At 37.7% G+C, this 15,219-nt stretch carries 1 protein-coding gene; it reads right to left on the reverse strand.

Features of this window, described 5'->3' with window-relative positions; all coding sequences use genetic code 11:
* Nucleotides 1-111: 111 nt before the first annotated feature.
* On the reverse strand, nucleotides 112-15,144 hold the full coding sequence (locus tag FH036_RS12135; RefSeq protein WP_139895793.1) for a DUF7507 domain-containing protein: 15,033 nt from the start codon (nucleotides 15,142-15,144) through the stop codon (nucleotides 112-114).
* Between the last annotated feature and the right edge of the window lie 75 nt (nucleotides 15,145-15,219).

The raw sequence follows: 15,219 nt of genomic DNA on the forward strand, positions 1-15,219 counted from the left end.
GATGATGCTCGGTTATAAATGCTTGGACGAGTTATTAAGTAGTACGATAAAGAGAATGAAAAAGAGATTGTAATTTGGTTTCAACCAAACTACAATCTCTTTTTGTTTCATTTAATCCCACCAAATCCAAGTCCAAAGGTAATTTCGTACATTTCGAGGAGTAATCCGTATGAAGCGTTCACCGTCAAAGAAGCAATTAAAATTTGGAAGTGTTTCATCCGGATTTTCTGGAACAAAGGTGACCGTATTTTCATTACTCGTAACGGTTACTGTAATTGGTGGATCGGTAGGTGAGGCTTGAAGTTGTAACGAAATATTAGCCGTATTTTTAAACTCATTAGTAACAGGTGGACTTATCACTTGTACGGTGAATAACACGATAATTGTTTCGCTTGGTTCTAAATTAGTAGCAACTAGGAAACCGATATTCGGATTCGCTAGTGGAGAGCGTTCTCCGTTAATGGAGACGGTGCCGTTCATAAATTGTAAACCTACTGGAATAGTATCCTGTAACGAAATATTTAAGAGTGAAATCTCGGAAGTATTCGTAATACGCACCGTATAATCAAAATATTGATTTAAATAAGCTGAGCTGACGGAAGCGTTTTTCGTGACTGTCGCAGTTACAAATTGAACTGGTATACGAACAATATTCGAATTAACAACGAAAGTAATAATCGGATCCTGTGGTGTCAATTGGAAAGCGGCTGTAACTGTTGCAGAATTTATAATTGTATTTTTTGAAGGAATAGAAGTTACGAGCACTTGAAATGTTATCGTTGCTACTGAGCCAGCAGGTAAAGCGCCGATATTCATACCAGTGTCTGGACGGACAGTTGGTACCAGAGTACCGTTAATTGTTACGCTATTTTCTATAAATGTTGTACCAGCCGGAATTGTGTCTATAACAGAAGTATTGATTGTCGGAATTGGGGAGTGATTAAATACTGCTAATGTGAATGTAATTATATCTCCAATAACGACAATAGATTTGTCAGCTGTTTTTTCAATACGAACCATCGGATCAATGACTGTCGTTGTAACGATATTTGTTTGTTTTGTAATTGTAATAGGTGGTTTTGTTGGATCAATGATGACGGTATAGGAAACAGAAGCATCATTATTAATTGTAGGTTGAAGAGTAGAAGAAGATATTGTTATTTGGAACGTAATAATAACAGATTCACTAGGAGCAAGAGTTCCTAACGTAATACCATTTTCAGGATTCGCATTAGGTTGATTGATTCCGTTAATTGTAACACTACCAATAACGAATGTCGTATCTACTGGTGCCGTGTCTACTAAAAGAAGATCTTCAATAGTGATATTACCACTATTAGTAGTAGTAATGGTGTACGTTAAAGTTTGACCAGGTAAGGCACTCGTGAAATCAACAGCTTTTATGGCAATGACATTATCATTTTGGACAGTTGTTGTGACAGTATTTGTTGTGGTTGTATTTGTAACAGGTACGTTATTTGGATTGACTATATAGTTAAAAGTAGTGATTGCTTGGTTGGTGAGTTCATTTGGTGTCGGAATAGAAGTTACAGTTACTTGGAATGAAGTGATAGCATTTCCGCCAACAGTTATAGGACCAATTGGTATACCACTTACTGGATTAACTCCCGGAAGAGTTTCTCCGTTTACAATAACGCTATTTTCTATAAATGTAGTACCTTGAGGAATCATATCTTGAATGACTACATCATTTGCTGCAACATTACCAGTTTGATTGAGCGTAATCGTATACGTTAACGTATCACCGACTGTTGCAAATGCTAGGTCAACAGTTTTATTACTATTTAAAGTCGCATGATTAATTGTTGTTATGGCAGCTGATGAAATAATAGTTTCGGTAATAGGTGGTCGATTTGGTAACGTGTATTGGTATTCAATTGTACTCGTGTTAGAGATTGGATTTGTTTGCGGAATTGAAGTAACCCGTACTTGGAATAGAATAGTTGCTGTTGTATTAGGCGGAATGTTATCAATTTGTATCCCGCTAAGTGGATTGTCATTTGGACGAGCGTTGCCATTCACAATAACACTGTTCTCTATAAAGCTCGTATTTGCTGGGATGATATCTGTAACGATAATGTTTTCTACTTGTATATTCCCATTGTTTGTAATGGAAATTGTGTAAGGGATAATCGTTTGTAGGTCAGCATATTGGATAGGCGTTGTTTTTATAGCGAGTACATTAGCAGAAATAACTTCAGTAAAGGTAATATTACTAGTTGATATTTGTTCCTCGCCATTAATTGTATAACGAGAAGTTGATTGGTTTTGGATACGACTGCTAGCTGGAAGAGATACCACAGTAACGGAAAACGTGACTGGGATAGAAGTGTTAGGAGCAATCGTTCCTACAAGTATACCAGTACTTGGATCCGCGTTAAGCTGAGGGATATTATTTACTAACACACTACCGTCTATAAAGGTAGTTCCACCAGGAATATTGTCTGTAAATACAACAGCAGTGGCATCTGTATTCCCTGTATTCGTTAACGTTGTTGTATAAGTTAAAATGTCACCAATTGTTACAGAAGTCAAATCAACAGTTTTAAGTGAAACGATATCAGCATCATTAATTTGAACGAAAGTAGTGTTGGAAGTAGTCGATTTTTGAATTGGTGCAAAATCAGGGTTGAAAACAAAGTCGTAGATGATGTTTGCAGTATTAGGAGTTGGGTTTACAGTAGGTAAATTCGTAACGGAAACTTGGAAGGTTATTGTAGCCATTTGACCTGATGCGATATTAGGAATGGAAAAGCCGATATTCGGATCTGCTGCAGGAAATGCAGTATTGTTAACTAATACACTTCCCGGGATAAATACTGTTCCATCCTCTATCGTATCTGTAAAAAAGATGGAGTTAGTTGTTGTGGATCCGTTATTTTGAATGAGTACTGTATATTCAATAGTTTCATCAATATTAGCTAATATTGTATTAGCAGATTTTGTGGCGATAAGAATAGCATCAATAAATTGTATATTTGTAGTATTGGAAGATGTCGTTTCTGAAATTGGTGGTAAGCTTGGGTCTGGCTGATACTCATAGTGGATGACGGCGATATTATTAATGTTATTTTGAGGAGGTATAGAGACTACATTTACTTGGAATGTAACGATAATTGTATTGTTTGGAAGGATAATATTAAGGGTGATTCCGGTAATTGGATTTTCGTTAGGTCTTGGTATGCCATCTACAAGAATGCTATTTGTAACGAATGTAGTGCCAGCAGCAATTGCGTCAATTAGGAGAGTATTTGTAATAGGTACTGTACCAGCGTTTGTAACTGCGACTGTATATGTGATGATTTGACCGATGCGTGTAATAGATCTGTTAGCGGATTTAATTGCACTAATATTTGCTGTACGGATTTCAGTATTTACTGCATTTGATAATGATCTACGCTGAATAACCGGAGAACTAGAGTCAATTTGGTATTCATACGAAGTGTCTGAAATGTTAGTGACTGTGTTGCCCTCGGGTATATTTGTAAGTTGTACTTGGAATGAAATAGTGACTGTTTCATTTGGTTGTATCGTGTCAAGCGTTACGCCAATTTCAGGATTCGCACCAGGCTGAATGACATTATTTATTGATAAGCTATCTTTAATGAATATCGTACCTTCTGGAATATTGTCAATGAACACTGTATTGTTAGCCGGAACAGTTCCGATATTTTGTAGTGTATTTGTGTAAGTAATATTTTGCCCGATGGATACGAAAGTAACATTCGCCTGTTTAACAGAAATAATATTTGCATTTTGAAGCGATGTTGTAACGATATTAGAAGTTACAGAACGATTCACTGGGGGGGCTGCAGGAATACTTACATATTGGTAAGTTGCTGAAGATTGATTTACAATTTCGGTTTCAGTAGGTGGATTATTTGTTTGTACTTGAAATAGTATTGTTTTGGAACTGTTAGCTTGAATCGTTCCAATTGCTATTCCGTTTTCAGGGTTTACACCTGGCTGAAGTACACCGTTAATTGTGACGCTGTCGGTAACGAATGTAGTGCCAGCTGGAATAGAATCTGTAAAAATAATATTTATTGCGTCAACATTGCCGATATTTTTCACTTCAGAAATATAAAGGATCGTTCCGCCAATATCTACAGTTGTTGGATTGGATGTTTTTGTAATTGTTAATTGTGCTTGCACGAAATTTGTAATGACGATATTACTAGTAGATGTTTCCGTAATAGGCGGTTGCCCTGGATCTGGTTGAATTGTATATGTTGTATTGGATTGATTTGTAATCGATTGTTGCGAGAATGGATCGTTAATAAGAATTTGGAACGAAATAAGGTGAGTAGCGTTTGCTGCTAGGTTAGGCAAAATAACACCTGCATTTGGATTGGCACCAAGTATAGCTGTTCCGTTAAGTGTAAAACTATTGTCTACGAATGTAGTCCCTTCTGGAAGAGTATCTGAAAATATAAGATTTGAAGCAGGAATATTTCCGGTATTCTCTAGCGTTATCGTATAAGTCAAAATATCACCTGTTGTTGCTTGTTGTGCATTGACTGCTTTTAATGAAAGAACATTCGCATCCGAAATTTGTGTGGAAGCTGGGTTAGACGTAATTGTTCGAGAGATGGTAGGAGCGGTTGGATCCGCGATAAAAGTATAGTCAATACGAGCTATATTAGAAATTGGATTCATGCTTGGAATGGATTGAACGATAACTTGGAATGTGACGGTGACGATTTCTGAAGGTGCAATGGCGTTTAAGGAAACGCCTACGTTCGGATCGGTACCTGGGGCTGAAACACCATTAATGGTCACGCTATTCGGAATAAATGCAGTTCCTTCTGGGACTAAATCTGTTAAAGTAACTGTATTTGCAGTTGTATTCCCATTATTTTGAACGACTACAGTGTAAGTGATTGTACCGTTAGTAGATTGTACGAGGGAATCTGTATTTTTAATTACAGATAGGGATGCATCAACGACAGCTGTATTTACCGTATTAGATGAAGAAGTTGCTGTAACTGGAGGTTGACTTGGGTCGACAATATACGTGTAACTTGTAAGTGCTTGATTTATAATCGCTCCTTGCGGTGGAATAGAACTTGCAAGAAATTGGAACGTAATAGTAGCAGAATCACCTGGTGCGATAATGCCAACTGGAATACCGAGAGTTGGACTTGCATCTGGAAGTGGAATTCCATTAAGCGTAACACTATTTGGAACAAATAATGCCCCTTCAGGAACGCCATTAATGAGTAATACAGAATTTGCAGGGAAGTTTCCAGTATTCGTTAATGTTGCTGTATACGTAATGATATCTCCAATCGATACGATTGTACGATTTGCTTCTAAGACAGTTGTAACAGTCGCGTTATTAATTTGTGTGGAAGCACTATTAGAATTTATTGTGCCTGTAACAGGAGGAGAGGACGGATTAACTATAAATTCGTATTGAATAGATGCAACATTTGAAATTGGATTCGAAGGTGGAGTAGATGTAACTGTGACTTGGAAAGTAACAGTTAAAGAACTACCTGCGTTCACGGTTCCGATATTAACGCCGCTATTTGGATTTGCACCTGGAATGGTACTTCCATTTACAGTAAAACTATTTTCAACAAAAGTTGTTCCTGTTGGAATCGAATCTGAGAAATTTACATTCGTAGCGTCTGTATTGCCGTTATTTTGAATTAAAACTGTATAAGTGATCGCGTCTCCGATGTTTGCAAAGGCAGCATTAGCAGTTTTTACAGCTGAAAGCGTTGCTGAGTTAATAGAAGTAACGAAGATGTTCGTTTCCACGTTGCCAGGCTGAGCTTGTAATACATTTCCTACGTTATATTGGAAGTTCACAAATCCTAAGTTTTGGAGTTCTGGTGTAAATGTTGTTGGGTTACTTACAATTTGAACTTGGAATACGATTGTTACAGTTTGATTTGGAATGATCGTATTTATGCCAATACCGTCAATGATAGAAGCGGATGGTATTGGATTGCCATCAACAATAACTGACCCTGCAACAAATTGTGTCCACGATGGTATCGGGTCTGAGAAAATAACGTTATTAGCAGGAATATTTCCTGTATTCGTAATCGTAGTTGTATACGTAATCGTATCACCAATCGTTGCAAAAGCTTTATCTCCAATTTTAGTAGTAGTTAAAATAGCACTTTCAATTGTTGTTGTAACACTATTTGAAGTAATGTTTTTTGAAACAGGAGGATTAGCTGGATTAACGATATGCTGGAAGCTAACGCTAGCTTGATTAGAAATTGGATTTATGGGCGGAATTTCATCGGCACTAATATGAAATGCTACAATGACAGATTCGTTTGGCGCAATATCACCAATTGGAACGCCTGTAATTAGGTCTGCATTTGGGATGGTAGTTCCGTTAAGTGTAAAGCTATTCGGTTCAAAGGAAGTTCCGTCTGGAATTAGGTCGGTAAAAATAACATTCGTCGCACTAACATTTCCACTATTTGTAATCGTAACGGAGTAGATAATATCTTGCCCAATATCTACTGTTGACACATTTGAATTTTTTTGTGCAGTAAGGATAGCGCTATTAATTTGTGTAGTCGTTGTATTAGATTGATTAGAAGTTGTAATAGACGGCTGGCTAGGATCAACGACATAATGATATGTGATAGAAGCAGAATTAGAAATAGGATTTAGTGTAGGAAGTGTAGTAACAGTTGCTTGGAATGTGACGATTGCGGCATTACCACCATTAATGGAACCGATATTTACACCAGTAGATAAATCAGCATTTGGAATGGTTTGCCCATTAACTGTGAAACTATTTGGAACGAAACTTAAATTGCTATCAAGTATATCGATGACGGTAACATCAGTTGCAGCCACATTCCCGGTATTAGGGAGGTTAAGTGTAAATGTTATTGTATTACTAACATCCGCAAAGGTAAGATCTGCCGTTTTTGTACTTATAATATTTGCGTTATTTATTTGAAGAAGCGTAGTGTTGGAAGTAGCTGAACTCGACACTGGAGGGTTAACAGGATCAACAGTAAACTCATATGTCGTTGATGCTGTATTCGGTGCTGGGTTACTAAGGGAAATATTATTTACTGTCACTTGAAAGACGATACTATATATTTCATTTGGTGGAAGCGCTGCAAGTAATACACCTGTATTTGGATTCGCATTAGGTTGTAAAACGCCGTCGACGGTTAATGTGTTAGGAACAAATGTGAGTCCACTTGGTAATACATCTGTGAATACTATATTAGTTGCATCCGTATTTCCTATATTGGAAATAGAAGTAGTATAAAAGGCAGTTTGCCCGATATCTGCAAAGGATGCACTTTCATTTTTCGTCATAGATAATATGGCTTCTTTAATTTGCGTTGAAACAGGGTTGCTAATTGAAGTTTCTGTATCAGGCGGTGAGACTAATTGATAAGATGTTGATGAGAAATTTACAATTGGGTTTTCGGTCGGTAATGAGGTCACGTTTACTTGGAAGGAAACATTTACTGTAGCCCCCGCTGTTATCGGTCCAATATTTACACCGTTTACTGGATTCGCACCACTTTGAGGAACTCCATTAATGGAAAATGTGTTTGCAATAAATGTAGTTCCGCTCGGCATAGTATCTGTGAAAATAACATTTTGTGCAGATGAATTTCCATTGTTTGTTAAAGTGACCGTATAAGTGAGTGTATCTCCGATGTGGCTAAATGCTTTATCAACTTGTTTAGATGAAAGAATGGTAGCTGTATTAATTGTAGTAAATGTTGTGTTTGAAGTAACATTTCTTGAAACAATTGGTGCATTTGGATCAGCGATAAATGTGTAAGAAGCAGTAGCGGAATTGACAATAGGATTTTGGGCTGGTGTAGAAGTAGCGGTAACTTGAAATGCTATAGATATTGAGCTGTGAGGAGCAATTGATCCAAGCGTTATACCGGTATTAGGATTGAGTCCAATTTGCGTGATGCCATCTATTGTAACGCTATCAGTAATAAACGTTGTACCATTTGGTATAAGATCAGTGAAAGTAATATTCGTAGCGTTTGTATTACCGGTATTTGTCAAAAGTGTCGTATAGGTAATGGTATCACCTAGTGTTACAAGTGTTTGATCTACAGATTTCACCATCGTTATCATAGCATCTAGTACCGGGTTTGTAACGATATTCGTTGAAGTAGAAGTTGTAATAGGAGTTCCGTTTGGATCGACAGTATAAGAATATAAAATTGTGTCACTACTCATAATTGAACTTGAAGGGGGAACAGAAAGAACAGTTGCTTGGAAAGTAACAGTTACTGTTTCACCAGGAGCGATATTTGGTATAGTTACTCCAAGTGCTGGTTTCGCACCAGATTGCTGAACCCCATTTATTTTGACTGAGTTTGGTATAAAGGTAGTGTTAGCTGGAATTGCGCTCGTGAACGTTATATTCGTTGCAGTCGTATTTCCTGTATTTGTAATAGTTGTTGTATACGTAATCGTATCTCCAACAGAAATGATAGATTTATCAACGCTTTTTTGGGTCGTTAATATTGCACTATTAATTGTTGTCGAAACAGAATTAGATACATTCGTTTGTGTTACGGCAGGTTGGCTAGGATCAACCACATGTGCAAATTGTACTGAACTAAAATTAGAAATTGGATTTATACTTGGAATGTTTGTAACAAGTACATTAAGAGTAATCACGGCCGTTCCATTTGGGTTTATATTTCCAATCTGAATTCCGTTAGATGGATTTCCGATTTGCTGTGTACCAGAATTGTTTGTAAGAGTGCCAGATATGAATGTCGTCCCATCAGGTAAAGTATCCGTGAAAATTATATTTTGTGAAGTGACATTTCCAGGGTTACTTAATGTAATTGTATAAGAAATTGTATCGCCAATCGTTGCGAAAGTCTTATCTACAGATTTGACGAGTGCAATTTCCCCAGAATTTATTTGCGTCGAAACAGAATTAGATGTCGAATTTCGTGAAACAAGTGGTAAATTAGGGTTTGTAATAAATTGGTAATCGATAGAAGCGCCGTTTACAACTGGTGAGTTTGGTCCTCCAGGTCCGATTGTAAAAATAGGGTTTGGGATGCTAACTACTTGCACGCGGAAGGTGACGTTTATAAAGTCTCCTGCAATAATATCCCCAATTGGTATCCCGTTCGCTGGATTTACTCCAGGTAATAAAACCCCACCTACTCGAACGCTATCTTCTATAAATATTGTATTATTTGGAGTCGGATCTGTAAAAATGATATTCGTAGCAGTTGTGTTCCCTATATTTTCTAATAAAACAGTATACGTTAAAAATGAATTTCCAGGTGCAATGTCAGAAAATAGTCGATCCACACTTTTCGTTGCTTGAATAATCGCTTCGTTAATTTGAACTAAAGTTGGATTACTTGTAGCTGTTTCTGTCACCGGCGGCTGGTTAGGATCAACAATGATAGAGTATGTTGTGCTAGATTGGTTCAATGTTGGATTTGTAGCTGGTATTGAGCCAACAATAGCTTGAAAGCTAATTGTTATCGTTCCTCCAACTGGAATTGGGTCTAAAGAAATGCCGCTATCTGGTCTAAATCCAAGTTGTGAGACGGTATTTATTTGTACGCTATCAGGCACGAATGAAAGTTCGGGTGGTAATATATCGATAAAAACAGGTGTGTTTGCGGTAGTATTTCCGCTATTAGTGAGCGTAGTTGTATACGTAATTGTATCTCCAACAGCAGCAAATGCACTACTTGCAGTTTTTGTTGCGATAACGGAAGCAGTATTTACTTGTGTAAAGGTTTTATTGGATTGAACTGTTCGGGAAACAGGCGGCTCATTTATATCAACAATAAAGTTATATTGAAGCGATGATTGGTTCGGAATTGGATTCGGGTTTGGCAGCGTTGTAATGTTTACTTGAAAATTGAGTGTAATCGATGCATTTGCATTCAAGTTACCAATATTGATACCGTTTTGCGGATTTGCATTTGGGACGGTTACACCATTTATCTTAAAGCTATTTGGGACAAAGGTAGTACCATTTGGAATGGAATCTGTAAACACAATGTTGTTCGCAGTAGTATTTCCCGTGTTTGTAATAGATGAAGTGAATGTAATCGTATCACCAATTGTAGCGAAAGTTGTACTCGCATTTTTATTTAAAACTAAAGTAGCATCAATAATTGGAGTAACCGTCGTATTCGTAATTGTGCTATCAACAGTAGGTGATTGGTTTGGGTTCACGGTATACTCATAATTTACAAGAGCATTATTTGTTAATGTGCCACTAGGTGGTATCGCTAAAATTTGTGCTTGAAAAGTAATGAATACAGTATCTCCTGGGGGAATATCTGCTAAGTGAATACCAAGTGATGGATCTAAACCCGGCTGCGGAATATTATTGATAGTTACAGAGTTTTGGACAAATGAAGCGCCTGCGCCGAGTCCATCTGTTAAAACTGTAGCACTAGCAGGAATATTTCCTGTATTCGTAACGGCAATCGTATAAGTAACGATATCCCCAATTGCAGCATTCGGTGTGTTCACTGATTTTGTTGCGATAATCGTAGCGTTGTTAATTTGAGTTGTTATTACATTACTTGATGCATTGGCGGATGCTGGAGGTAAGTTCGGGTCTACGACATATTGGTACGTAGTGTTACTCTCATTTGGAATTGGATTCGGATTCGGTATAGAATTTACTATTACTTGAAATGAGATTGTTGCACTTGTATTAGGGTTTATTGGATCAATTGCAATCCCACTTGCTGGATTTGTATTAGGGAGTGTATTTCCATTTACTGTTACACTATTAGGGATAAATGATGTTCCGTTTGGAAGTACATCTGTAAAAATTACATTTGATGCAAGTGTGTTCCCGTTATTCGTTAAAGTAGTCGTGTACGTAATCATATCATTTACGTTAGCAAACTGTTTATCTGCCGATTTTACAGCGGCAATTGTAGCATTATTAATAGTCGTCTGTACGGTGTTAGATGCCACCATCTGCGTTACAATTGGTTTGGATGCGTCGTACATGTATTGGAATGTAGTGCTCGATTGATTCGTAATCGGATTTGAACTAGGAATAGTTGGTACAGAAACTTGGAATGAGACAGTACGTGATGAATTCGCTCCTATTGTACCAATTAAAATGCCATTAGCAGGGTTTGCATTAGCTATAGGGACACCGTTAATCGTTACAGTGTTAGGAAGGAAGATGGTACCAGCTGGAATGATATCTGTAAACGTTACATTGGAGGCAGGGATATTGCCGTTATTCGTTAAAATTGTTGCATAAGTTATGACATCGTCAACATCGGCGAAATTTGTACTTGTTAGTTTCGTAGCAACAATATTAGCAGTATTAATTTGTGTCGATACTATATTGCTAGTAGCATTTCTAACAACAGCAGGTAAATTTGGGTCAGCAATAAAGTTATATTGTAGTGCAGCACTATTTTGAACTGGATTTTGTGTAGGTAAACTACTTGCGCTTATTTGAAAAACAATCGTTGTAAAACCGCCAGCAGGAATTGTCCCGACTTGAAGACCTGCACCTGGATCTGCGCCTAGCTGTAAAGTACCACCTATAAAAATACTATTTGGTACGAGTGTGGTGCCAGAAGGGATGATATCGGTAACGACTACATTATTAGCGGGAGTGTTGCCAAGGTTAGCTAAGGAGATTGTATATGTGATTGGTTGCCCAACATCAGCAATAGTTAAATCGACCTGTTTGACAATCACTACATTTGCTATGTTAATTTGCGTACTTACAGTATTACTTAAAGAGGTTTCTATAGTTGGTGGATCACCCGGATTTAGAATAAAGCTATATTGTGTACTAGATGAATTTATTGTTGGGTTTTGTGTTGGTAAAGAGGTGACAGTTACTTGATAAGAGACGGTAAGTGAGCCGTTAGCAGGAATGGAAGGTAACGGAACACCAACGTTCGGATCTGCATTGTTTTGTAGCACGCCATTAATAAGGAAAGTGTTTGGAATAAAGGTAGTACCATCTGGATTTGTATCCACAAAAGTAGGATTATCAGCAGTAACACTTCCTGCATTCGTCAAAAGAATGCTATAAGTTAGTACATCCCCAACAGTGGCAAACGTTCGGTCCACTGTTTTTGCTGAAATGACATTTGCGTCATTGACTTGAGTGAGTGTAGTGGTTGAAGTTGTGTTCTTACTTACAGGAGATGTATTTGGATCCACGATAAAGTTATAGGAAATAGAAGCGCTATTTGAAATAGGATTTGGATTTGGGATGCTAGTTATTGATACTTGGAATGAAGCTGTAATTGTAGTGCCGGCATTAATACTACCAATAGTAATGCTAGTTGGTGTAACGCCTGGCTGAGCAACACCGTTAACTATGACACTGTTTGGTACAAAGGCAGTACCATTCGCAATTGAGTCGGATAGTAATACATTGTTCGCTGTAACATTTCCATCGTTTGTAAGAGAAAAATTGTACGTTAATATATCTCCGACTTCCGCAAATGTTTTATCTACAGATTTAGTAGCTTGAATGTTTGCTAATCTAATTGTTGATGTAACAGAGTTAGAATTTGCTGTTTTTGAAGTGGGTGGCAAGCTTGGATTTACAGTGTAAATGTAAGAAGCAAAAGCGTTATTAATGATAGGGTTTTGTGCAGTAATATTGATGACTGTTACTTGAAAAGAAAGTGTAAAAGTAGCTCCGCCAGGAATTGTACCAATAGGCAAAGCGACGAGAGAATTTACATTTTGCAAAACACCGTTTAGTGTTACAGTACCTGGAGTCAATATCGTTCCATTTGGAAGTGGATCTGTTAGTTGCACGTTAGTAGCAGCTGTATTTCCACTGTTTGTAATAAGGATTGTATAACTGATTGTTTCGCCAATCGTAGCAAATTGTTTATTTGTTGATTTTGTTAAAGTTATATTCGCATTGTTAATTTGAGTGGAAACGAGATTTGAAGAAATGTTTTTTGTAACGGGTGATTGACTAGGGTTGACAGTGTACTGATAAGAAGCGCTTGAACCATTAGATACAACATTCGAAGCTGGGATTGTATTTACTACTACTTGAAATGAAATGTTTTTCGTCGTACCAGTAGGAATGGATCCTATATTTACACCGTTTGCGGGATTTGCTCCAACTTGTGTCGTTCCATCAATTGTTAAACTGTTGAGAACAAAAGTTGTTCCAGTAGGAATGATATCTGTAAAAATAACATTGTTTGCATTCGTATTACCTGTGCCTGTAAAAGAAACGGTGTACGTTAGTGTATCACCAATATCGGCAAAATTTTTATCTACCGCTTTTGTCATTGTTACAGTAGCATTATTCACTTGAGTGGAGACAATATTCGTCGTATCAGTCCCGCTTACTGCCGGTTGATTTGGTACAGGAATGTATTGATAAGTTGTAGTCCCGCTATTTAATATGGGATTTGTTTGCGGGATAGAAGGGACGAGTACTTGAAATGAAACAGTAGTCGTAGCATTAGCAGCAATAGACCCAATTGCTATGCCAGTAGCTGGATTTGCACCAGCTTGCGTAACACCGTTAACGGTTACACTCCCAGGAACGAAAGTAGTCCCGCTAGGAATCGGATCCGTATATATTACGTTAGTTGCAGCAATATTTCCTATATTAGCTAAGGCGATACTGTAAGTTAACGTTTCACCAATATCGGTAAAAAGTTTGTTAACTGATTTTGTCCCGTTAATATCTGCAAGATTAACTTGTGTTCCAGCAGAGTTACTTGTAGCAAGACCGTTAAAAGTCGTTCCTCCGGCGATTGGTGTATATTGAAATGTAATATTAGCAGTGTTGGAGATAGGATTTTGATTTGGAAAAGAAACGACAGTAGCTTGGAAAGTTACTGTACGAGAAGCGTTGTTATTAATTGTTCCAAGAGATATACCAGCAGCCGGATTTGCATTCGTTTGCGGGACATTATCTACTGTTACAGTTCCAGGTATAAAGGAAGTACCGTTAGGAAGAATGTCTGTAAAAATAACGTTATTGGCGGGGAGAAGCCCTGTATTAGGGATAGTAACTGTATAAGTGAGAACGTCTCCAATTGCTGCAACACTTTTATTCACGCTTTTTGTTGCTTGTATGTTAGGTGAATTTATGTTGATTTGTAAACCGACTGTATTTAACATATATGCGTCTCCGTTAGTTGTTAAACGGATTGCAGCGGACACTTGAGAATTTGTTAAATAAGGAGAAATATCAATGGAAGTAATGTCCCAGCCCTGTCTTCCAGCGGAGATGTTTGTACCTGTAGAAGCACTTTGATTTCGCGTTCCAAATGTCCCGGTTGTATCTAAGTTTCCAGCGGCATTATTAATTTGAGAACCGAAGAAATTATTTACAGCATTGTTAGGTCCAGATAAGGCATTTAATGAACTGAAATTTGGCCCGAATAGAGCCTGATCCCCAATTAAATCAGCATCTCCTTCGGTAGAACTTAAAAACAATCTCCCGCTTACAGGCCCTCCTGAAGGTGTTAAAAATCCTGAAACAGATACATCGGCACTACCAGTTTCTGCAGAAACCCGGTTGCCTGCTACGTAAATTGTTAAATTTCTTGCAGGTAAGGAACCATTTTGATATGCGACGATAAGTGTCCATCCAGCCGAGTTAATTGATCCATTAGAAGCATCTAAAGGATCAACAAGTCCAGGTACAGATCCTGTAGTATAGGAGCCAGACCCTCCAGCTTGAATAAGAGTCGTTACGTCTGCTGAACGAGTGTAAAATCCAAATGTAATAGAGTTTGAAACGAATGTTTGATTAGAAGCTGTAACAGCTGAAGGAGTAATTGAGTATGTTGACACAGGTGTTGTAAAAGAAACTGGGTTTCCTAATACGCTCGTAATGTTTTGATCACGAGATAAATAGTTTCCACCCCAAACGAGTTCTGCGTAAAGAATCGTACTACCAGCAGGGATATTTAAAAGAGCGGTAGAACTATTTTGTGTATAGTTTAATGTTGTACCAGCAGGAAAAGAGGTTACTTGTAAAGCGGTATTGGTAGTTATAAATGCGCCAATTGCCCCGATTGTACCAGCACGGTTTTGATTACTGATTTTACTTAAACCGAGTGTGTTTCCTGTAATCGCAAGTGCGCCGTTAGTGGTGGTAGAAAATCGATTTATAATGGGCATGTTGTCACCTCACTTACAATATAGTCTTGGTCAAAATAGGATATGTGTGTGACAAATAAAGGGTAACATGTACAA

The sequence above is a fragment of the Bacillus sp. CD3-5 genome (genome assembly GCF_006349665.1).
Taxonomy (GTDB): Bacteria; Bacillota; Bacilli; order Bacillales; family Bacillaceae_G; genus Bacillus_A; species Bacillus_A paranthracis.

Bases quoted from the DNA above. Each gene is read 5' to 3' on its own strand.
- FH036_RS12135 (WP_139895793.1), bottom strand. From the start codon at position 15,144: ATGCCCATTATAAATCGATTTTCTACCACCACTAACGGCGCACTTGCG.